General features: G+C 71.0%; 15 protein-coding genes. 8 read left to right on the top strand and 7 right to left on the bottom strand.

What is annotated here, in order from left to right:
• The first annotated feature begins 60 nt into the window (after nt 1–60).
• Nucleotides 61–3045 (top strand): protein kinase, encoded by a 2985-nt coding sequence (locus IT371_01100; protein MCC6746222.1) that lies wholly within the window; start codon nt 61–63, stop codon nt 3043–3045.
• On the opposite strand, the gene IT371_01095 is transcribed toward IT371_01100, so the two are convergent.
• Nucleotides 3046–3645, bottom strand: coding sequence for a TlpA family protein disulfide reductase (locus IT371_01095; GenBank protein ID MCC6746221.1), 600 nt, complete (start codon nt 3643–3645; stop codon nt 3046–3048).
• On the opposite strand from IT371_01095, the gene IT371_01090 reads away from it, so the two are divergent.
• A complete protein-coding gene (locus IT371_01090; GenBank protein MCC6746220.1) occupies nt 3644–6103 on the top strand; it encodes a Smr/MutS family protein in 2460 nt (819 codons plus the stop codon). The two genes, IT371_01095 and IT371_01090, sit on opposite strands and share 2 nt — an antisense overlap.
• Here IT371_01090 and IT371_01085 read toward each other — a convergent pair.
• Nucleotides 6061–7104, bottom strand: coding sequence for a hypothetical protein (locus tag IT371_01085; GenBank protein ID MCC6746219.1), 1044 nt, complete (start codon nt 7102–7104; stop codon nt 6061–6063). The genes IT371_01090 and IT371_01085 overlap by 43 nt on opposite strands.
• Before the next feature lie 153 nt (nt 7105–7257).
• On the opposite strand from IT371_01085, the gene sppA reads away from it, so the two are divergent.
• Nucleotides 7258–9795, top strand: coding sequence for a signal peptide peptidase SppA (gene sppA, locus IT371_01080; protein ID MCC6746218.1), 2538 nt, complete (start codon nt 7258–7260; stop codon nt 9793–9795).
• On the opposite strand, the gene IT371_01075 is transcribed toward sppA, so the two are convergent.
• Both IT371_01075 and IT371_01070 read right to left on the bottom strand, forming a co-directional pair.
• Nucleotides 9792–10817, bottom strand: a complete 1026-nt coding sequence (locus IT371_01075; GenBank protein ID MCC6746217.1) for an RluA family pseudouridine synthase — start codon at nt 10815–10817, stop codon at nt 9792–9794. The two genes, sppA and IT371_01075, sit on opposite strands and share 4 nt — an antisense overlap.
• The gene (locus tag IT371_01070) at nt 10814–12646 is read right to left on the bottom strand and encodes a serine/threonine protein kinase (protein MCC6746216.1); all 1833 of its coding nucleotides are present in this window, start codon (nt 12644–12646) and stop codon (nt 10814–10816) included. The genes IT371_01075 and IT371_01070 overlap by 4 nt, the downstream gene beginning before the upstream one ends.
• Before the next feature lie 148 nt (nt 12647–12794).
• Here IT371_01070 and IT371_01065 point away from each other — a divergent pair, with 148 nt between their 5' ends.
• Complete coding sequence (locus tag IT371_01065) at nt 12795–13379, top strand: hypothetical protein (protein MCC6746215.1); 585 nt, start codon at nt 12795–12797, stop codon at nt 13377–13379.
• A 231-nt stretch (nt 13380–13610) separates the two neighbouring features.
• A complete protein-coding gene (locus IT371_01060) occupies nt 13611–14993 on the top strand; it encodes a sigma 54-interacting transcriptional regulator (protein MCC6746214.1) in 1383 nt (460 codons plus the stop codon).
• 24 nt (nt 14994–15017) lie between these two features.
• Here the strand turns inward: IT371_01060 and IT371_01055 are convergent, their stop codons facing one another.
• A complete protein-coding gene (locus IT371_01055; GenBank protein ID MCC6746213.1) occupies nt 15018–16163 on the bottom strand; it encodes an acyl-CoA dehydrogenase family protein in 1146 nt (381 codons plus the stop codon).
• A gap of 266 nt (nt 16164–16429) precedes the next feature.
• On the opposite strand from IT371_01055, the gene IT371_01050 reads away from it, so the two are divergent.
• Nucleotides 16430–17179 carry a response regulator gene (locus tag IT371_01050; protein MCC6746212.1) on the top strand — a complete coding sequence of 250 codons (750 nt, stop codon included), beginning with the start codon at nt 16430–16432 and terminating at the stop codon, nt 17177–17179.
• Between the two features lie 9 nt (nt 17180–17188).
• Here IT371_01050 and IT371_01045 read toward each other — a convergent pair whose 3' ends face one another.
• Nucleotides 17189–17725, bottom strand: coding sequence for a hypothetical protein (locus tag IT371_01045; protein MCC6746211.1), 537 nt, complete (start codon nt 17723–17725; stop codon nt 17189–17191).
• Between the two features lie 370 nt (nt 17726–18095).
• On the opposite strand from IT371_01045, the gene IT371_01040 reads away from it, so the two are divergent.
• The gene (locus tag IT371_01040; protein MCC6746210.1) at nt 18096–19412 is read left to right on the top strand and encodes a protein kinase; all 1317 of its coding nucleotides are present in this window, start codon (nt 18096–18098) and stop codon (nt 19410–19412) included.
• Between the two features lie 23 nt (nt 19413–19435).
• Nucleotides 19436–20575 carry an FHA domain-containing protein gene (locus IT371_01035; GenBank protein ID MCC6746209.1) on the top strand — a complete coding sequence of 380 codons (1140 nt, stop codon included), beginning with the start codon at nt 19436–19438 and terminating at the stop codon, nt 20573–20575.
• A gap of 10 nt (nt 20576–20585) precedes the next feature.
• Here IT371_01035 and IT371_01030 read toward each other — a convergent pair whose 3' ends face one another.
• Nucleotides 20586–21455, bottom strand: coding sequence for an NAD-dependent epimerase/dehydratase family protein (locus IT371_01030; protein MCC6746208.1), 870 nt, complete (start codon nt 21453–21455; stop codon nt 20586–20588).
• Between the last annotated feature and the right edge of the window lie 39 nt (nt 21456–21494).

Genomic DNA, 21494 nt, shown 5'->3' with positions numbered 1-21494 from the left:
CGATGGCTCGCGACGCCTTCGGTGTTCTAGTTCAACGACCCGCTTGATATCCTCTCGCGAATGGCGGCCAGCTACCCGCGCCTCTTCGGCAGCTACCTCCTCCTGCGAAAGCTCGCCGCCGGCGGGATGGGGGACCTGCACCTGGCCGGGCCGTCCTCGCTGGGCGGTCCCGCCCGGCTGCTGGTGGTCAAGACGATCCGCTCCACTCCCAAGAAGAACGACCGCCGCGCGCGTTTTCTCGACGAGAGCAAGGTCGCGCTCCGGCTCTCGCATCCCAACCTGGTGCAGGTCTTCGATGCGGGGATCGTGGACGATCAGCCCTACCTCGCGATGGAGTACGTCCTCGGGCGAGACCTGCGCGATCTGCTCGTGCGGTGCGGAGAGCTCAGGCGCCCGCTTCCCGTGGCCGCCTGCGTGTACCTGGCACAGGAGCTCTGCCGCGGGCTGAGCTACGCGCACGAGCACGCGGAGATCCGCCTCGTCCACCGGGACGTCTGCCCGTCCAACGTGCTCCTTTCTTTCGCCGGCGAGGTGAAGCTGACGGATTTCGGCATCGCCTCGTCGCCGCTGCGCAAGCCGTACACCGCCCCCGGCGTGGTCTTCGGCCGGCTCTCGTATCTCGCTCCGGAGCGGACGCGTTCCGGCCCTGTAGACGCCCGAGCCGACCTGTACTCGGTGGGGGTCATCCTGTGGGAGACCCTCACCGGGCAGCCGATGCGTCCGCGCTCGGAGACGAGTCCGCGTCCCCAGCTGGAGAGCGTCAAGCAGCCGGTCCTCGTGCCGCCGTCGAGCAGGCGCCCCGACGTCCCGGCCGCGCTGGACGCCCTCGTCCTTCGCGCCCTGCAGCCGGACCCCGACGCACGTTACCCGTCGGGAGAGGCGATGGGGGAGGCGCTGCGCGAGCTGCTCGGTCAGCTCGGGCCCGACTACGACGCCACGGCCCTGGCGCAGCTCCTCCGCGCCGTCTACGGCTCGGTGGTGGACGAATGCCAGCGCGACGCCGAGGGGCTCCTCCGCCAGGTCGCGCGACGACGACTCGAGCCCGTGACCACCCCGCCCGCGGCTGCTTCGCCAACGGGAGCGCGCCCCCGCCCTCCGCCCCGGGTTCCGCTCCCTCCCCGGCTCGGCGCGCGCCCTCCCCAGCTCGGCCCCGGCGCCGCGCCGAGCGTCGAGGTCGGTGCGCCGGGACGCCTGACGACCGACAACCTGAGCGGACAGATCCTGGATGGGCGCTACCGCACGATGCGCCTCATCGGCGAAGGGGGCATGGGGGCCGTCTACGAGGCCCAGCACACGGAGATCGGCAGACGCGTGGCGATCAAGGTGCTGCACGCGCTCTACAGTCGTGACGAGGAGGCCGTGCGGCGCTTTCGCGACGAGGCGCGTGCCGCGACGCGCATCGGACACCCGAACATCGTGGACGTGACGGACTCCGGCACCACGGCCGACGGGCGCGTCTACTTCGTCATGGAGCTCCTCACGGGGGTAGACCTCGCCACGGTGCTCGCGCAGCAGCGGACCCTCGCCACGGACCGGGCGCTCCGCATCGCGCACCAGATGTGCCGGGCCCTGCATGCCGCCCACGACGCCGGGATCGTGCACCGCGACCTCAAGCCGGAGAACGTGTTTCTCACCGAGCGCGACGGCGAGACCGACTTCGTCAAGATCCTCGACTTCGGCATCGCGAAGAACCTGGACCTCGCCGAGCGTGGAGACGCGCGTCTCACCACCCCCGGCATCGCCATGGGCACCCCCGAGTACATGGCGCCCGAGCAGGCCGCGGGGGAGGAGATCGACCGGCGCATCGACGTCTACGCCACCGGGGCCATGCTCTTCGAGATGCTGACGGGACACCTCCCGCACGAGGGGAAGAACCTCATGCAGCTCCTCAGCCGCAAGGCTCTGGAGCCGCCCACCCCGCTTCGCCACTACCGACCGGACCTCCCGGAGGCGCTCGATGCGTTGCTGAGCCACGCCCTGGCGACGGAGCGCAGCCACCGCCTCCCTTCCATGGAAGACCTCCGAAAGGCCCTCGAACCCTTTCTCGCCGAAGGCACGGCCCCCTCGGCGGGACTGGCCGTCGGGACCGCCCCCACCGTCCGTGCCCCCGCACTGCTCGAGGCGCCCCCTTTCCCTCCCGCCCACCAGGTGCTCCCGGGGGAGGTGCGGCTCTACGGAGGCCAGCTCTCCGAGAGCGGTGCCGCCCCCACCCTGGGGAGCGCCACCGGCGCCGCGCTCCAGGCCACGGACCCGCTCGGCACCCGGGTCGTGGCCGGACGCCGCTGGCCGCTCTGGACCACGCTCGGCGTCACCCTCCTCGTGGGCGGCGGCGGCGCCTTCGCCGCGATCTGGTGGCGCGGGCATCGCGAGGTCCCCACCGCGCCCATCTCCGACGCCGGCTCCCCGCGACGCGACGCGGGCCCCGTGCGCGACGCCCGTCCGCAGGACGCCGCCCCGCCGCAGAGTTGGCCGGCGGCGACCGCTCCCGAGCGCCCCAAGGTCACGCCGCAAGAGGTAGAGCGCATTCTAGAATGGGCGAGGCGTGCGGCCGACGGGAAGCGCTACCTGCGTCCCCCCGGGGACAACGTCAAGGAGCTCCTCGAACGCATCGAGCGGGACCACCCGGGACATCCCGCCGTGGCGCGCTTCCGCTCCCAGCTCGGGGCACGGATCGCCCGCCGGGCCAGCACCCTCCTCCGCAGCCGCCAGCTCCCGCAGGCGCAGCAGCTCTACCGTACCTGGGTCTCTCTCGACGACCAGGCCGAGAAGCCGCTGCGCGCGCTCGCCCAGCTCGAGCTCCTGCTGGGACGTCGAGCCCTCGGCCGGGGCCAGCTCAAGCTCGCGCGCCAGCACGCGCTCGCCGCGCAGGAGATCGTCCCCGGTCACCCCGGAATCCCGGAACTCCTCGGAGACCTCGCGGCACGCAAGCATCGCTACCCCCAGGCAGTGCGCCATTACGAGGCGGCGCTGCAGCTCGCCACGGCCAAACCGGTGCGCAAGGCGCTCGAGAAGAAGCTCGCCGCGGCCAAGCGCAAGGCGCGCTGATCAGCGACGCGTTGGTGGCGGATCGATCGTGCTCGCCGGGGGCTTCGAAGAGCCCGCTCCCAGCAGCGCGTCCAGCTCCCGCCGGAGCGTCACGAAGTCCGTCAGCCCCTCGAAGTCGCGCAGCACGCGTCCCGCTCCGTCGAGAAGCACCGTCCGCGGCACCTGGCGGGTGAGCCCGAACGCCGCCACGAGCTCCAGGTCGTCCGGTCGCGCCAGCGCCACGTCGAAGCGGTACCCCACGAACTCCACGTACGTCCGCACCAGCGAGGCGTCGTCCGCGGAGAGCGAGACCCCCACCACGCGGAGCCCGCGGCTCTTCCACCGCTCGTGGAGCTGCACGAACTGGGGCGCCTCGGCCTGGCAGCGTAGAGACCACGTCGTAAACATGGTAAGCACGACGGGTCCCCCGCGGAGCCCCGAGAGGGACACCTGACCTCCGCCGAGCCTCGGCAGGGTGAGCTCGAGAGGCCGGACGCGCCGGGGAGGGAACGGCTCGACGGGCCCCTCCCCCGTGCCGGCTCCCGGGCAGGCCCCGAGGCAGGACAACAGGACGACGGCCCAGAAGGATCTGGGTGCGTACGCGAGCAATCGGAACGTCATGTGCCCCGAAACGATGCCAGGTGCGGCGCAACCGCCGCACGATCCACCGCAAGCTGAAGCCCTGGACCCGGCCCTTGTCAACCTGGGATGGCCAGAGCTGCGCCAGAACCTGGCCCGGCTGTGCACCACCCGCCGAGGCGGCGAGGCGGCGGCGGCCCTGCTGCCGTCGCTCGCACGCGCGGAGGTGGACGAGCTCCTCGAGCTGGTGTCGGAGGCCCGCACCTTGCTCGCCGCGGGCGAGCCCCTCCCCTTCGGCAACACCTACGACCTGGCGCCGGCCCTCGCGCGACTGCAGAAGGAAGGGGCCCTGGATGGCCCGACGCTCGTCCACCTCGGCCAGACGCTGCAGTCCGGCGCGCACCTCTCGCGCTTCGTGCGCGCCCGCGCAGCCGAGGTGCCGTCGCTGGCTCGCGTGGGCCGAGGACTGCACGACCTGCACCCGGTCTACAGCGCGATCCTCGACGCGTTCGACGCGGGCGGGGCCGTGGCCGACCACGCCAGCCCGGAGCTCAAGCGGCTCCGGCGACGCGTGGCCGAGCTCCACCAGCAACTTGGTCGGCGTATGCGCGCGCTCCTCGAGTCGCCGCTCTGGACCCGGTGGCTGCAGGACCACTACTACACCCAGAGAGAAGACCGGTACGTCCTCCCCGTCCGCACCGACTCGGCCGGCATGGTGGAGGGGATCGTGCACGGCGCCTCCGCCAGCGGGGCCACGCTCTTCATCGAGCCACGCGAGGTCATCGAACACAACAACCAGCTCAAGGTGGCCGAGCTCGAGGTCGCGCGCGAGGAGCTGCAGATCCTCCTCGGCCTCGCCACGCTGGTGGGAGAACACCTCGAGGCGATCGCGGAGACCGAGAAGACCCTCGTCTACCTCGACCTGGTCGCCGCGCGGGCCCGGCTCGCCGAGCGGCTCGAGGCCGCGAGACCGGCGATCTCCGCCGACGGATCCCTCCTGCTGCGCGACCTTCGCCACCCGCTCATGCTCCTTGCGGGGTCCAAGGTCATCCCGAACACGCTCGAGCTCGCCGCCGGGCGCACGCTGATCGTCACCGGCCCCAACGCCGGCGGCAAGTCCGTCTGCCTCAAGGCGCTGGGGCTCTCCGCGCTCATGCTCAAGGCCGGCATGCACGTCCCGGCCGCCGAGGGGAGCTCGCTCCCCTTCTACTCGCAGCTCTTCTGCCAGCTCGGCGACGATCAGAGCCTCAGCGCGAACCTATCGACCTTCAGCGCCCAGCTCACCCGGGTGCTCTCCTTCGTTGCGCGCGCCTCCGCCGACACGCTGGTGCTCCTCGACGAGATCGCCACCGGAACCGACCCGGGCGAGGGAGAAGCGCTGGCTCAGGCGCTCCTCGAGAGCCTGGCCTCGCGCGCCACGCAAGCGCTGGTCACCACCCACTACGAGCGCCTCAAGGCCCTCCCGCTAGCCGACCCCCGCTTCGTGAACGCGAGCGTGGGCTTCGATCTAGAGCGCATGGCCCCCACCTATCGCCTGCACCTCGGCACCCCGGGCAGTTCGTTCGCTCTGCCCGTCGCGCAGCGGCTGGGGCTGCCCGAGGCAGTCTTGACCCGGGCGCGCTCGCTCCTCGACCCGGACGCAAACCGGCTCTCGGCCCTCCTCGCCGAGCTGGCCGGCCAGCGTGAGTCGCTCCACCAGCAGACCGAGAGCCTGGCGCGGGAGACCGCCGAGCTGCAGGCCGAGCGCGTCCGCCTCGAGCGCCAGCGGCGCGAGGCCGAGGAGCGTGCCCGGCGCGAGGTGGATCAAGCCCACCTCAAGGCCCACCAGGAGCTCGTGCGGGCGCGGCGCGATCTGGAGCGGGTGCGTGCGCAGCTGCGTCAGGTCCCGCCCGAGCAACCGGCCGCCGCGCAGCAGCTGAAGTCTCTCGACCAGCAGGTCAGCGCGGCGGCGCAGACGCTCCTTCGGCACGAACCGGCGCGCGTCGCGCCTCCGCAGAGCGAGCCGGTGCGGTCAGAGGCGCTGACGGTCGGTCAACGGGTCTTCCTCCCCCGCCTCGGAGAGCGAGCGGAGATTCTAGAACTCCCTCGCCGGGGAAAGGTGGCCGTCCGAGTCGGCGGCCTGCGTTCGCTCGTGGACCTGGCCGACGTGCACCTCGCCCCGCCTCCCGCGCCGGGGCCGAAGCCGCTCACCCCCCGGAGGCCGGCGGGCCTCGTCGTCGCCGAGACCCTGCGGCCGGAGGCGTCCACCCCTCTGGCCGACATCCCGAGCCTGGACGTGCGCGGCATGCGCGTGGACGAGGCGCTGGCGGCGGTCGATCGCTTCGTGGACGACGTCCTGCTCGCGGGCCGCGACCAACTGCGCCTCCTCCACGGTCAAGGGAGCGGCGCGCTCCGGGCCGCGCTGCGCACGCACCTCGGCACCTCCGATGCCGTCGAGGAGGTTCGGGCGGGTACGCGTCAGGAGGGGGGCGACGGGGTCACCCTGGTGCGGCTGCGCTGAGCCCGCGCGCGCCTCCACCCGAGCAAGGCGAGCGCCGCCAGCGCGAGTAGAGACACCTCCGGCGCCTCGGCCGTGGCGCAGCCGCAGCCTTCCTTCTTGCGCGGCAACCCGCCCCCATCGACCGTCGGCGCCGCGTCGCTCGGCTTACCCGCATCGCCTCCCGCGTCGCCCGCCGCGGGCCCATCCGGCTTCATCGCCCCGTCGGTGGCCGTGGATCCATCCAGCTTCACCCCACCGTCCGCCACGCGCCCGTCGCGACCGCCCGCGCCGTCCCGCCCGGCGTCTGCGACCCCCGCGTCCACCGTCGCCCCGTCCGCGGCCCCACCGTCCCCGCCGGCCTTCACCGCGTACAGGGTGGAGCACTTCAGAGTCGCCAGGCTGGCCCAGTCGCCCGCCTTGCCGTTCCAGTCGTCGGGGGGGGAATTGATCGTATCCCTCGCATTGTCCTTGGTGCCGTTCCCCGTGGACCACGCCTCCAGCCACAGGGCGGTCGGGCTCCCCAGGTCCGCGAGGGGAATGCGCCATTCGATGATCGATCCTCCGGCCGCGCTCGTCAGCGCCGCCTCCGCTACCTGACCCTGCTTGGTCCACGTCCCGGCGTTCCAGCGCCAGAGCTCCGTACGCGCCGCGCCGTACGGCGGCTGATCGACCCAGGTGGCGATCATGTACTCGGGCTTGTGCGGGTCGCTCACGGCCACCGACCGCTGCCAGGGGTCCTTCGTCGCCCCCATCGTATCGTTCGTCGTGTCTAGGTAGACGACGTACTTCCCCCACTTGTCCACTCCGAGGTCGCCCCGCACGGTGAAAGCTAGGTACAGCGACGTGGCGTCGTTCGTCACGAAGAGCTGGCGCAGGTCCATCGCCGCGTCCGCGTTGTCTCCCATCGGGTCGGTGGCCAGAGCCTGCCCGTAGCCGGCCTCGACGACCCCGTCGACGGTCATCTGCGCCTCGGCGCGGCCGACCACAAGGAGCACTCCCAGTGCGACAAGCGTTCTCGACATGGCATTCCTCGGTGCAAGCATCGGCGTGAACCTAGAGCACTCGCTGTTCTAGCCCCGACTCGGTCCCCCTGACAAGCGGCGGTAGCGGGCCGCCGACCTTCCCAAACCCTTTGCCAAAGCCCACCCCTGGGGCTACAACCTGACGCACTCCGCATGCGCCATACCATCGTCGCCATCGCAATTCTCCTTGCGGCCGCCCTTCCCGCCGGGGCCCAGCGCCGCCCCCTCACGCCCCTCGCCGGCGAGTCGCCGACCACCGGGATCCGGCTCGACGCCCCCTCGCTCGTGAGCAGCGTCGACGCCTCGGCCCTCGAGGCCAGCCCGGGCGCGCTCGGACTGCTGCGCGGCTGGAGCCTTTTTTTGCGCCACGCGGAGCTGCGGTCCGGAGGCCGCCTCGGTGGCACCGGCGACGCCCTCCTCGCCGCGGGGAGCCTCCCCTTCCTCCCCTCCGTGGTCCTCGGCGCTGGCCTCCAGTGGCTGCGCCCCGCCGACGCCGTCGGCTACGACGATTCGGTCAAGCTGAGCTTCGGCTTCGGCTGGAGCGCGGTGCCCCACCTCTCGCTCGGCATGACGCTCCACACCTTCATCGCCGACCGCGACGGCGCGCTCGACGGCCTCACAACTCTCGACCTTGGGCTCGTCCTTCGCCCGTTCGAATGGGCGGCCGTGGGCTTTGCCGTGCGCGACCTCACGACCCCGCGATACGACAGCCTTCCGCTTCAGCGGCTATACGACGTGGAGCTGGCCTTGCGCCCCCTCGCCACGCGCCGCCTCGAACTCGGACTGGGGGTCAAGATCGGTGAGCGACGCGGCGACGCGGATCCGCACCTGCGCGTCTGGGCCGAGCCGCTTCGCGGGCTCGCGCTTTTCTCGCATCTCGAGCTCCTCAGACGGGACTTCTACCGGACCGGAGAGCCGCAGCTAGACCTCCGCGCCACCGTCGGGCTCTCGTTCCAGTTCGAGCGGATGGCCTTCGCCGTCTCGACCGTCCTCGGCCGCCAGATGCCGCTCGGCCCCGGCGTCCTCGCCGGCGAGGATGCGCGCGGCACCTTCCAGGGCGCGGGGATCTCGCTGCAGCTGAACAGCGCGCGTCAGCCCCCCCTGCTCCAGCTCACGCGGCACCTGGTCCGCATCCCGCTGAAGGGACGCCTGGACGAGCGCAAGTGGGTCGAGCTCGTCGAGCTGCTCCACGCGATCGAGCGGCGACCCGACGTCGTGGCGGTAAGCCTCGAGCCCGACGGTTTCCAGGCCGGGTGGGCCCAGACCCAGGAGCTCCGCGCCTGGGTGTCGCGCCTGCGGCAGCGCGGCAAGCGCTCGTTCGCGGTGCTTCGCGCCCCGTCGGCGAAGGAATACTACCTCGCCGCCGCGACGGATCGCATCCTGCTCGACCCGGCCGGAGGCGTTCAGCTCCAGGGGCTCGCCATGCAGGGGCTCTTCCTGCGCGGCCTCCTCGACTGGCTCGGCGTCTCGCCGCAGTACGTGAAGATCGCCGAGTACAAGAGCGCGCCCGAGCAATTCACCCACCGCGCCTCGACCCCGCCCGCGCGGGCGATGCGCGAGGCCTTCCTGAGCGACCTCTGGCATCAGCTGATCCAGGACCTCGCACGCGACCGCCGCACCACGCCGGCGAAGCTGACGCGCCTCATCGACCAGGGGCCCTTCATCCCGCCCCACGCACTCTCGAGCGGCCTGGTAGACGAGGTGCTCGACCCCACCGAGGTGAAGCTCCGCTTGCGCCGCCTCACCGGCGCACTCCCCGTCGAGGGGGGCGCTCTCCGACGGGCTCCGGACCGCTGGCCCGTCGGTCCCGCCATCGCCATCGTGGCGCTCGAGGGCGACATCGTGCGCGGGAAGAGCGCGCACATCCCCTTCATCGACCGCGACCTGGTCGGCGACGAAACGATCGTCGAGGCGCTCTCCTGGGCTCGCGGCGCGCCGTCGATCAAGGCCGTCGTCCTGCGCATCAACAGCCCCGGCGGCTCTGCCATGGCGAGCGACCGCATCTGGCGCGAGGTGCGCCTGACCCGCAAGGTGAAGCCGGTGATCGTGTCCCTCGGGGACATCGCCGCGTCCGGGGGATACTACGCGGCCTGCGCCGGGGACCGGATCTTCGCGCAGCCCGCGACGACCACCGGATCGATCGGCATCTTCACCGGCAAGTTCGACCTGAGCGGCCTGCTGCGGAAGCTCGGCGTGAGCACGGAGACCCTCTCCCGCGGCCTCCACGCCCGCATGGACGCCCTGGATCGCCCCTATACCGAGGAGGAGCGGCGCTTCATCCTGGATCGCTTGCAGTACTACTACCGGGCCTTCCTCTCCGCGGTCGCGCAGGGCCGGCGCGTCACCGCTGCGCGCGTGCACGCCGTCGGCAAGGGACGCGTATGGACCGGAAGCCAGGCGCAGAGAGAGGGTCTCGTCGACGCGCGCGGTGGACTCATCGACGCCATCGAGGAAGCCCGTCGGCGCGTAGGCCTCGGGACCGAACGGCCGGTCCGCCTCGTGGTACTCCCCCGGGTCAAGGAAGGGCTCCTCGGCAAGGCACTCCGGCTCCTCTCCCGGAGTGAGAGTCGCGAGGCCGCCTTCCCCCTGCCCAGCGTGGCGGCGCAGCTGCTGCGGGGTCTCCCCGCGGTGCTCCTGCGGGTCGAAGCCAACGAGCCCCTGACCCGCCTCCCCTTCGACCTCTCCTATTAGATCGACGCTTCTATAATGGCCGTGCTCCGGAGCGCCTCCGCGGCGCCGGGCTGCGATCCCTCCGGCAGACCGGCCCCTCTCCAGAAGTCGACCAGGTCCTCAGGCATCGGGCACTCGACGCGGCGCGGCTCGCCCGTGGCGGGGTCCTCGAAGTCGGCCCCGAAGGCGTGCAAGGCGTGGCGCGGGAGGAGCAGCCGCTCGGCCAGCGCCTCGGTCCAGCCGTGATCCGCGTATTCGAGGAGCGCGTAGGGGTCCGCGCCGTAGAGCTTGTCCCCCACCACGGAGTGCCCGATGGCCGCCAGATGTACGCGGATCTGGTGCTGCCGGCCGGTTTCGGGCCGCGCCTCCACCAGGGCGAAGGCGCCGCGACGTTCGAGCACGCGATAGCGCGTCCGCGCCGGCTGTCCATCTCCCCGCACCGACCGCCGCACGCGGATCCCCGTCTCGTCGTCGGGGCCGAGCGGCAGGTCGATCACCCCCTCGGGCTCCGGCTGCCCGGCGACGATCGCCAGGTAGCGTTTTTGGACTCTCCGTTCTAGAAAGGCACGCTTGAGTCGCACCTCGGCCTCGACCGTCCGCGCCAGGATCATGAGGCCCGAGGTCTCGCGATCCAGACGGTGACAGATACGCGGGATGCGCCCCCCCGCGGCGTAGCGCTCTCGGAGGATCGCCGTCAGGGTGTTCCGATGGAAGCGGGCCGTCGCGTGCACCGGCAGCCCCGCAGGCTTGGCGATGAGCAGGAGCTGTTCGTCCTCGGCGAGCACCGTGAACTGCCGGGGGACCGACGGCTCGACGGGCGCCGGCCGCAGGAGCACCAGCGTCTGCCCCTCGCGCACGCGAAGCGACGGCCGCAAGGAGGGGCCGCCGAGGCCCGGCTGGGAGCGAATCATGGTCTGGATGCGATGGCGCGAGAGGCGCGGGATGCGAGCCCCGATGAAGCGATCGAGGCGCCAGCGGTGATGCTCGGGGCCTACCTTGAAGTGCAGGTGAATGAGCTCCCGCGACGCGCCCTCCTCGGTCATCGGCCGACCTCGGTCCCCCCCCCGGGGCGGAAGATCGGCGGGTCCGGGGGAGCGTCGAGCCACCCGAGGACGAGCGCCACGGCCAGCCCGAGCCCCGCGACGAGCGCCAGCAGGATCACGAGGCCGATGACTCGGCTCGCCGTGCGGCTGCGTCGCACGGGCGAGTACGCCACGGGACTCTCGAGCTCCATCGACCGCGCCGTCTCGATGGGATGCTCCTCCGACAGCTCCACGCTGCGCCTCGAGCCGCGCTCACCGCGCGCCACCGCGTCTCGGAAGACCGCCGCGGCTCCGCCGTCGCCGACCTCACGGGGGCTCGCTCCACGTCGCGGCTCCCGCCGCGGGGGCTCCTCGCCCCGTGAAACCGCCTCCCGCCGGCTGCTCGGGGGGCGGCTTCTCGAGGACCGCGGCGCCGACCCCGCCCGCGCGGCGAGAGGGACCTGGGGGCGAGAGCGCGCCACCGTCGGACGGAGGCCGTCCTCCTCGTCCTCCTCCTCGTCCGCGTCCGCGCGTGGTTCGGACCAGTAGGCGGAGGTCATCAGGCCGGGGTCGGACGCGGTGGCGTCGTCCAGGTCGCGCCCGAGCGCGACGTTGGTCATGGGGAGCTCGTCCTCGGCCGTGGCGGCGGGTCGCGGCGCGCGCCGGCGAGGCGACGACTGACTGGTCCGTGCGTACGCTAGCTCGCCGTCCTCCCGGTCCCGCTCCCGCTCCCGGTCCCGTTCGCGCTGCGCTCGCGGCGGCTCCGACCGGCCGGCGCGCTGCTCGGGGACGCTGCCCACGTCGAGCGGGTCCTCGTCGACGAACTCGGTGCGCTCACGGCGCGCCTTGCCGTCGCCCGAGACGCGTCCCGAGGGATCGTGCGGCGGGCTCTCCGGCGCCACGCCGCTTCCTCCCCCCGCCCCCCGCCGGCGCTCTGGGGGAAACACGCGACGCATGAGCTCCGCCAGCTCCGACCGCCCGAAGAGCATGCCGCTCTGCTGCATACACTGCGTCAACGCCTGCCGGAAGGCAGCCGCGCTCGCGAAGCGTCGTTCCCGCCGCCGGGAGAGCGCCTTGTCCACGATCCGGTAGAGCGTCTCGGGCAGGTCGTCGCGCGTGTTCCGGAGCGGCTCGAAGTCCGCGTCGCGCATGCGACGCAGCACCTCGGTGTCCGAGGCCTCGACGGAGTGCGGCTCGCCGCGTAACAGCTCGTAGAGCACGACCCCGGCAGCGAAGATGTCGGTCCGGTGGTCCATCGCCTCGCCGGAGGCCTGCTCCGGCGACATGTAGCGGAACTTCCCCTTGATCACCCCGGCCTGGGTCTTCACGGCCCGCGTCTGCGCCTTGGCAATGCCGAAGTCGATGACCTTGACCTCGCCCTCGTAGCTCACGAGCACGTTCTGGGGACTCACGTCGCGGTGCACGATCCCGAGGGGGCGTCCCTGGGCGTCCTCCTTGCGGTGGGCGTAGTCGAGCCCGGCCAGCATCTCGCAGGCGACGTAGAGCGCGGCCTCCACGGGGAAGGGCTGGCGCTGGTCTATCAGCTCGTCCTGCAGGTTCCTCAGGTCCTGCCCGGCGATGTACTCCAGGGCCAGGTAGTACGAGCCGTTCACCTTCCCGAGGTCGAAGACCTGGCAGATGTTCGAATGCGTGAGCTGCGCGGTGATGCGCGCCTCGTCGAGGAGCATCGCCACGAACTCGCGGTCCTCGCTGAAGTGCGCGTGCAGGCGCTTGATGACCACCGGCTTGACGAAACCCGCCTCGCCATGAACCTGCGCGAGGAACACCTCGGCCATCCCCCCGTGGGCTAGGGGCTCGGTGAGCGTGTACTTTCCGAAGCTCTCGGGCAAAACGACTCCGTGCGGTAACTTGCCGCGATCTTCCTACAGATCGCCCGCCTTGCACTACCCGTTTCCTCTCGGAACGGGGCGTCCGCCAGGCCCGGTGCGAAGCCCGGCTCACCTTGACCCCCACAGTGCGCCGCGCCACGATACGCCCGTGCCCAAGCGTCACGCCCGAACGTGGATCGTCGTCGCCGGAGCCTTGCTGGTCCTGCTCGCCGCGGGCCTGCTCTGGCAGTTCGGCCGAACGAGCGCGCCCCGCCCCGAGGCCCCGGAACGTGAAGCCCCTTCAGCCGCGCGCTCCGACCCCGGCGCATCCCGCGCCAAGACCGGCGCATCAGCGGAGCGGACCTCGCCTCCGCGCGAGCGACGCACCGCTCCCACGCCCGCCGCCGCGTCCTCCGACCCCGCCACTGACGCCGCCGCGCGCGCCCCTGCACTCCCTTCGCTGCGCCCCCCGGCTCCCGCCGCGGTCCCCTCGGAGATCGCGCAGGAGACCGACCCCGCGAAGCGCGCCCAGCTCCTCAAGATGCACGAACGCGCGACGGCCCAGATCCGGCTGAGCGTGCTTCGGCGTCGGACGCGGCTCCTCGACGAAACGCTGGCGCGGGCGCGCGCGAGCGGTCAATCGTCCCCAGAGCAGCTCCGTCGGCTCGAGGGGGAGCTCCTGCAGCTCAAGGCCGCGACGAGCGACGCCGAAACCGCTCTCGGCCGCATGGAGGCGACCGACAATTCTCCCTAGGACGCCCCGGCCAGGCGACGTGCTTCGGCTTGACGCGCTCGAGAGCCGACTCTAAAGTGGTCTACTGACCCCACCGAATGGCACGCCGCGTTCGTTTCGCGCGCCGGCGGAGGGACGCCGGGGACGCAAGCTCCCCGACGAGACGACTGGACTGTCCGGTAACTGGCTCGAGGGAGAATACGAGTGGCCGAGCGAATCGCGAAGTTCCCTGACTACGCGGCACCCACCAAGATCGCCTACGTCAGCGGACGCCCTACCGAACTTCACCTCCGAAAGTGCAAGTTCGTGCTGGAACGCGGCGGGAGAGTCCGAGAGAAGGTCTTCGACCAGGCGGTGGTCACCCTCGGCGCGATGGAGGACAACGACCTCGTGATCAACGAGGAGACCGTCTCCCGCTACCACGCCAAGGTGGTCCAGGAGCCCGAGGGGTACGTCCTTGTGGACCTCGGCTCCACCAACGGTACGTTCATCAACCGGGTGCGCGTCCGCGAGGGCTACCTGAAGCCCGGATGCACGGCCCAGCTCGGCAAGGTGGAGGTAAAATTCTTCTTCGCGGACGAGAAGGTTCCCATCGTCCCGAGCCGCAAGGAGCGACTCGGCTCGATGATCGGCCGCAACGTCAAGATGCGGGAGATCTACGGCATCATCGAGAAGATCGCCCCTACCGGCACCACCGTGATCATCGAAGGCGAAACCGGTACCGGCAAGGAGGTGGTGGCGCAGACGATCCACCAGCTCAGCGATCGCGCCGACGGCCCGATGATGGTCTTCGACTGCGGCGCCGTCCCCGAAAACCTGATCGAGAGCGAGCTCTTCGGACACGAAAAGGGCTCCTTCACGGGTGCGATCATGACCCGGCAGGGGCTCTTCGAGATGGCACACGGCGGCTCGCTCTTCCTCGACGAGCTCGGCGAGCTGTCGCTGGACCTGCAGCCGAAGCTGCTGCGCGCGCTGGAGCAGCGCGAGATCCGGCGCGTCGGCTCGAACAAGCCCATCAAGGTGGACGTGCGTGTGATCGCCGCCACCAACCGGAACCTCGAGGAGGAGGTCCGCGCGGGGAGGTTTCGCGAGGACCTCTTCTATCGCCTCTCCGTGGTGCGTATCATCATCCCTCCGCTACGCGAGCGTCCCGAGGACATCGCGCTCCTCGTCGAGCACTTCCTGAAGACGCACGCGTTCAACCGGCGGCCGGACGGCACGCCCAAGGTCGACGGCGCGGACCGCGAGGCGATGGACCTGCTCGCGAGCTACCGCTGGCCGGGGAACGTGCGCGAGCTCCTGAACGCGATCGAGCGAGCGGTTTCCTTCGCCGACGGCCCGTTGATCCAGGCCCGCGACCTCCCGGACATGATTCGCGTGGCGTCCAGCAGCTCGCCGGGAAGCGTGGCGAACGTCGCCGCCGGCGCGACCATCGATTCCACGTTCAAGGATGCGAAGGAGAAGTGGATCTCCTCCTTCGAGCGCGATTACATCGTCGGTCTGCTCCGAAAGAACAACGGCAACATCTCGCACGCGGCGCGCGAGGCCGACATCGACCGGAAGTACTTCCGCAAGCTCATGCGCAAGTATGGGATCGAGGCGGCCGGGGCGGAGGGAGAGGACGACGAGGATTGAGAGGATTGCCGGGCGAGCCCCCGGCTACCCGATGCCCATCCACTTGGAGATGATCTCCTTCATCACCTCCGAGGTCCCCCCGCCGATCGTGATCAGTCGACTGTCGCGCCAGGCCCGGCTGATGTCGTACTCGTCCATGTAGCCGTAGCCGCCGTGGAACTGCAGCACGCGGTCCATGACCTTGACCACGGTCTCGCCCGCGTAGAGCTTGGCCATGGAGATCTCCTTGACTGCGTCCTTGCCGCGGTTGAAGAGGTCGCAAGCGCGGTAGGTGAGCCAGCGCGCGGCCTCGACCTGCGTGTAGAGGTCGGTCAGTTCGTGCCGCCAGACCTGGAACTTGATGATCGGCCGCCCGAAGGCCTGCCGGTCGCGGCCGTAGCGCACCGCGTCCTCGAGCGCGAGCAGGGAGCCCGCCACGGCGGTGATGGCCGCGATCAGGCGCTCGCCCTGGAAGTTCATCATGATGTACCGGAAGCCGTGGTTCTCCTCCCCCACGAGGTAGCGCTGGGGAATGCGGCAGTTGTCGAAGGCGAGCTCCGCCGTGTCCGAGGAGTGGTTGCCGAGCTTCTGGAGCTTGCGCGTCACGCTGAAGCCCTTCACGTCCGTCGGCAGCACGACCAGGCTGATCCCCATGTGCCCGGCGTCGCCCGTGCGTACGGCGAGGGTCACGAAGTCCGCCCGGGTGCCGTTCGTGATGAAGGTCTTCGACCCGTTGATGACGTAGTCCCCGCCCTCCTTGCGGGCCGTCGTGCGAATCGACGCCACGTCGGAGCCGCAGCCGGGCTCCGTCACGCCGAGCGCGGCGATCTTCTCGCCTCGGATCGCCGGGGCGACGAAGTCCTTCTTGATGTCGTCCGTGCCGAGCTCGCTGAGGACCGGCGTGGCCATGTCCGTCTGGACCATGATCGCCATGTTCATCCCCGCCAGACGGGAACGGATCAGCTCCTCGCCGAACGCCACGGTGTACCAGTAGTCCACCCCCGCGCCGCCCGAGGACTCGGGATGCCGGAGGCCGAGGAAGCCGAGCTTGCCCATCTGGCGGAAGACCTCGACGGGGAAGATGCCGGCCTCGTCCCACTCCCGGGCATGCGGGGTGAGTTCCTTGGTGACGTAGTCACGAACCGACTTGCGGAAGATTTCGTGCTCTGGCGTGAAGGGCGGGAACTCCATGGCCTCCTCCTGACGTGAGATGGATGGAACCCGGGTACTCTAGGATTTGAATGACCGGTCAGTCAAGGCGAGGGACCCAGGCCCGTCGCCCCGCATTCGTCGATACCCCGAAATTGACACACCATTTCCGGAGGGCTAGGGTAACGAGAGGCGCAAGACCCGGATCCCAAGCGCGCCGGAAGCCGCGCGCGAGACGCGAGGCCCATCGCGCACCGGACGCAGGGCTCGGCCGCTCGAGGCGATAGGCTGAGGTCCGAGACGCGGTCATGGGCAAGCGCATCCTGATTGTCGACGACGACCCGTGGATCTGCCGCATGGTCGGAACCATGCTGCAGCAACGCGGCCACACGACGCAGCTGGCGCGCGACGGCCGAGAGGGGCTGCGGGCAGCGCTCTCCTTTCGGCCCGACCTGATCATCACCGACGTGCTGATGGCGGGGATGGATGGCTGGACGCTCGTGCGAACCCTGCGCAGCCGACCAGACCTGAACATGGTCCCGGTGATCTTCCTCACCGCGCTGAACAAGGACGAGGATCGCATCCTCGGGTTTCGCCTGGGCGCCGACGACTACCTCGCCAAGCCCTTCCGCTTCGAGGAGCTGGACCTGCGGGTCGAACGCGTGCTGCGCACCGCCGACCGCATCCGAGAGCAGGTCCAGGAGGAGCTCTCGCGACAGCAAGCCGACAGCAACGTAGGCCTGAAGGGCGACCTCGCGCACCTCGGAGTGAGCGCGATCCTGACCATCCTCGAGATGGAGCGCAAGTCCGGCATCCTGGTCCTCCGCGGACCCACCACCGGGCGCATCTTCATGCGCGAGGGGCGAGTTCTGGCCGCGTTCCTCGAGGGACAAACCGAACCGAGGGGCGCGGACGCGGTGTACCTCCTGCTCACCTGGTCGAGCGGCGCCTTCGAGTTCACGTCGCTCGACGTGGACATGGAGGACCAGGTCAAGACCTCTACGACGCACCTCCTCATGGAGGGAGCCCGCCGGATCGACGAATCGGAAGCGATCTAGGGACGCCCCCTACCGGCCGAAGAAGAGCAGCGCCGCCAGCCCCGCCGCGCCGAGCGCGAGCCCCCAGAGCAACACGAGCAATACGGTGGTGGCCGCGCCTCGCCCACGGGGACCCGCGGCACGCGAGCGCCTCTCGACCGGTTGAGGCCACACCTCCCGCAAGTGGGCCTCCGCCTCCTCCGCCTCCGCTTCAGCGAGCGGCTCGGCGGGGTCGTCCATCGTCACCGGCGCGGGCTCGACCAGGGACGCGGGTGTCGCGGTCGTGACCTGAACCGGAAGCGTGGGAGCCGCTGCGACCGCCGCCGGCGGAGCGCCGAGGGGCTCGGTGGGCGCCTTTGGGTCCGCGCGGTGCACGTCGGTCGGGAGGGCGGCGAGGACTTCGGAGGGCGTCACCGTGCTCACCGGCGGTAAGGTCACCGCGCTGTCCAGCGTGTGGCGCGGCGGGTCCACCGGGGTATGCGTGAAGGCCCATAGATCCGTCGGGTCCGGGTCGCTTCCCTCACCGCCACGAACGTCTGTGGCCCATTCGACCGCCGCCGGCGACACGGCGCTGCTCGCCGCGGGCCGACTCGCCGCGGCGGGCGGGCGCCCATTGGCCGACGCGACCCACACGGAGGTGGCCGGCTCGTCGACCGTGCGGGTCTTGGCGCCAACAGCGGCCCGTCGCAGGGCCGCCAAAGGGAGGACCGCGCCGCAATGAATGCAGTGTCCGTCGACCGACTGGCGGTTCAGGCCACCGCAGGCTGGGCAAGTTTGCATCGAAGTCCCGGATCAGGATCGCGTGACGAACCGCTTCAGGTCAACTCCCGCACCCGATTCCACCCGGACCCCGTTTCGTCTCGTCGACGCCTATTGTAGACTCAATCGACGGTGCGCGCCCAAGTTCGAGCCGTGGCGACGCCTCAAGGGGTCGTGGGTGAAAGTTTGTGGGATCTGCAACCGGGTCTACCCGGACGACGTCAGCGTCTGCGAGCACGACGGCCAGCGTCTGATCCCCGTCCGCCGCGCAGCCGTCACCAGCGCCGGGCCCGTCCTCGACTGGGAGGGCCCGATGCCGGGCGACCTGGTCGGCAATTACCGCCTGGAGCAGATGGTCGCCGAAGGGGGCATGGGACGCGTCTTTCGCGCCACGCACCTGAGCCTCGGTCGCCCCGCGGCGATCAAGTTTCTCCTGCCCGAGCACGCCACGCGCGCCGACCTCGTGCAGCGCTTCTTCAATGAGGCGCGCGCGGTCAACGCCATCCGGCACCCGCATATCATCGACATCTTCGACTTCGTGCAGGAGTCGAGCCCCGACGGCAAGGCGCGGGTCTACATGGTCATGGAGCTCCTCGACGGCGAGGACGCCCGAACGCGGCTGCACCGCGCCGGCCCTTTTCATCCCCGCGCGCTCTTCTCGCTCACCCTGCAGGTGGCCGAAACGCTCGCGGCCGCGCACGACGCGGGCCTCCTGCACCGCGACCTGAAGCCGGACAACATCTTCCTGTGCAACGACCACGGTGAGGACGACTTCGTGAAGCTGCTCGACTTCGGCGCCGCGAAGGCGTTCGGCGAGCGGCCGGGACACCACCTCACGCGGCCCGGCGTCGCGATCGGCACACCCGAGTACATGTCGCCGGAGCAGATCCTCAACCGTCCGCTCGACGGGCGGGTGGACGCCTACGGCCTCGGCGTCGTCTGCTACGAGTTGGCCACCGGGTCGCTCCCCTTCACGGCCGACAAGGTGGCGAACCTCCTCGCGCTGCACACGAACGAGGAGCCGGAGCCTCTCCACGTCCGCCGCGCCCTCGAGCCACCCTTGCCCGAGCCGTTCGAGGCGGTGATCATGCGTTGCCTGGCCAAGGAACCCGCCGCGCGATGCAAGGACCTCTGGGACCTCGCCCATCAGCTTCACGCGTGCGCTCCAGCGATCGAGGCTCTTCCGCTCCCCGTGCGGGCCCGGCGCGACGCCCCCGAGAACGCCGCGCGAGCGGGAAGCGGCGAGGCCCGGCGCTCGTCGGGATCCCCCCCCGTCGGCCGCGAGGCCGAGGCGCTTCCCGCCGCTTCGTCGCCCCCCTCCACGCGCCCCCCCGCGGGCCCCGTGGAGGCCGAAGACGAACAACCCACGAGCGCCTGGGCCACCGTGGATGAGGAGTCTCCCGCGAGCCCCAAGCGTCGCCGCCTTTGGCCGTTCGCGGTAGGACTCGCGCTCTTGGCGCTGGCGGTGCTTCTGGCCCTGGGCCTACGTTCGTAGTAGAGTGGGCCATCGATGCGACTGTGAAGCGCCACTACTACCTCACCCCCGTGCTCGGCGGCCCGGGGGCACCGCGCTACCCAATCTCCGAGGAGCCGCAGCTCGTCGGTCGCTCTGAACGCGCAGCGATCCCGCTGCTCGAGCCGACCGTGTCGCGGGAACACGCGGCCATCCAGTATCGCGACTCGGCGGTGTATCTCGAGGACCTCGGCAGCAAGCACGGAACCTTCGTCAACTCCAAGCGGGTCTCGACGGTGAAGCTCCGGGTGGGCGACATCATCGTCTTCGGGCTCAGCCTCGTGCTGCGCCTCGAGGAGGCCGACCGGCCCTTGCCCCCCGCGCCCGCGTTGGGCCTCACGGAGTCGGGAAACACCGTGAGCATCGTCGAGCCCATCAGTCGCCTGCGGAAGGAGGACGTGCGCGTCACGGCCACGGCGCGGCCCGTCGCAGCGGCCTCCGTCACGGGTACTCCGGAGCTCGACCTGCTGCGTGAACAGCTCACGCGGACCCGCAAGCTCGCCGCCGTCGGCGCGGCCTGTGCCGGGGTCCTCCCTTCGGCCTACCACCGACTGGTCGACCTCCGCGAGGAGCTCGCGCGAACGGAGGAGCTCACCTCCGCCGACCTGATCGCGGTGCTCGGTCCGGTGATCGACTCCCTCGGCCGGGCCCTGCGCGCCGGAGCGCTGGCGGCGCCGGCGCTGAGCGCGACCTCCCTCTTCGACGTGGCACGCCGGGCGGTAGCGCAGGTCCAGCCCGAGGCCGCCCCGAAGCAGGTGGACCTCCTCCTCGGCGTGCCCCACGAGCTCCGGGTGATGGCGGACGCCGACCGGCTCGTGGGCGCCTTGGTCGAGCTCCTTCGCAACGCCGCCCAGGCCAGCCCGGAAGGGCAGTCGGTAGAGCTCTCGGCCACCCTCGAGGGCGAGGACGTGCTGCTCTCGATTCGCGACCACGGGACGGGCTTTCCGCCCGACCTCGCCGAGCGGATCTTCGACCCCTTCGTGACCCTGCGCTCGGATTGGCGCCACCTCGGACTCGGTCTCTTCGAGGCGCGAGAGACGATCCTGGCGCAGGGTGGAGTCCTCACGCTGGAGTCGGCCCCGGAGTCGGGCACCGTGGCGCAGATCGCACTCCGCGCCGCGCAGGCCGGCGACGACGCCGCCTAGCGCGACCTGATCACCTCCCGGCGATCGCCAAAAGCCCCTCGCGATAGTTCGGATACCGAAGCGGCTCCCCGAGCCACTGGCGCAGGCGCGCCGTGTCGCATCGCTTGGAGTCCCGGAGCAAGGCCAGGTGGTTCGGGTCGGAAGGCAGCTCCGTGGCGTCGCCGCGCGGGGCAGCGGGCCAGCCGAGCAGCGTCGCCGCGTAGTCGTAGACCTCCCCGACGAGCGCCGGCGTCCCGTCCGCCGCGAGCAGGACCTTCTGGTCCAGCCGCTCGCCGAGCCGCACCAGGATCGTCACCAGATCCTCGAGGTGGATCCGGTTGCTATAGCGGTCAGGAAAGCGCACGCGATACCCCGCCTGGAGGCGCGAGATGGGACCGCGCCCCGGACCGTAGATCTCGGGCAGGCGCACCACCGACGCGGGCAGACCGCACTCCTCCCCGAAGGCGTGCACGCGCTCCTCGAGATCCACCCGCATGCGTCCCCACGGCGAGTCGGGAGCGGTCGAGGTCTCCTCCGACACCCAGCCCCCTGCGCGGTCGCCATATACGGAGGTGGAGCTCACATAGATGACGCCGCACGGTCGCGCCGAGCACAGCGCCCCGAGCACGCGGTCGAGCGGTCGAAGGTGGGTCCGCGACTCGGCCAGCTCATGGCATAGCGGACCCACCAGGTAGTAGACGACGGCCCCGCGCGCTTCCGGCAGCTCGAGCGGAGCCTCCGAAGTCAGGTCCACCGACCGGACGCGGCCCCCGTCGGCGTCGCGACCCGTCCGACTCGTGGCTGCCACCCCCACGCCCCGCTCCGCGAGGCGCCGGGCGAGGGCCGTGCCGGCAAACCCGCACCCGACGATTACCGCGCGATCCAACGTGTGGTCTGGCATCACGAAACCTTTCCCCGGCCACCCCCATCTGTCAACGAC

The organism is Deltaproteobacteria bacterium (assembly GCA_020848905.1).
Lineage (GTDB): Bacteria > Myxococcota_A > Polyangia.
This window is presented reverse-complemented; position numbering and strand designations above follow the sequence as displayed.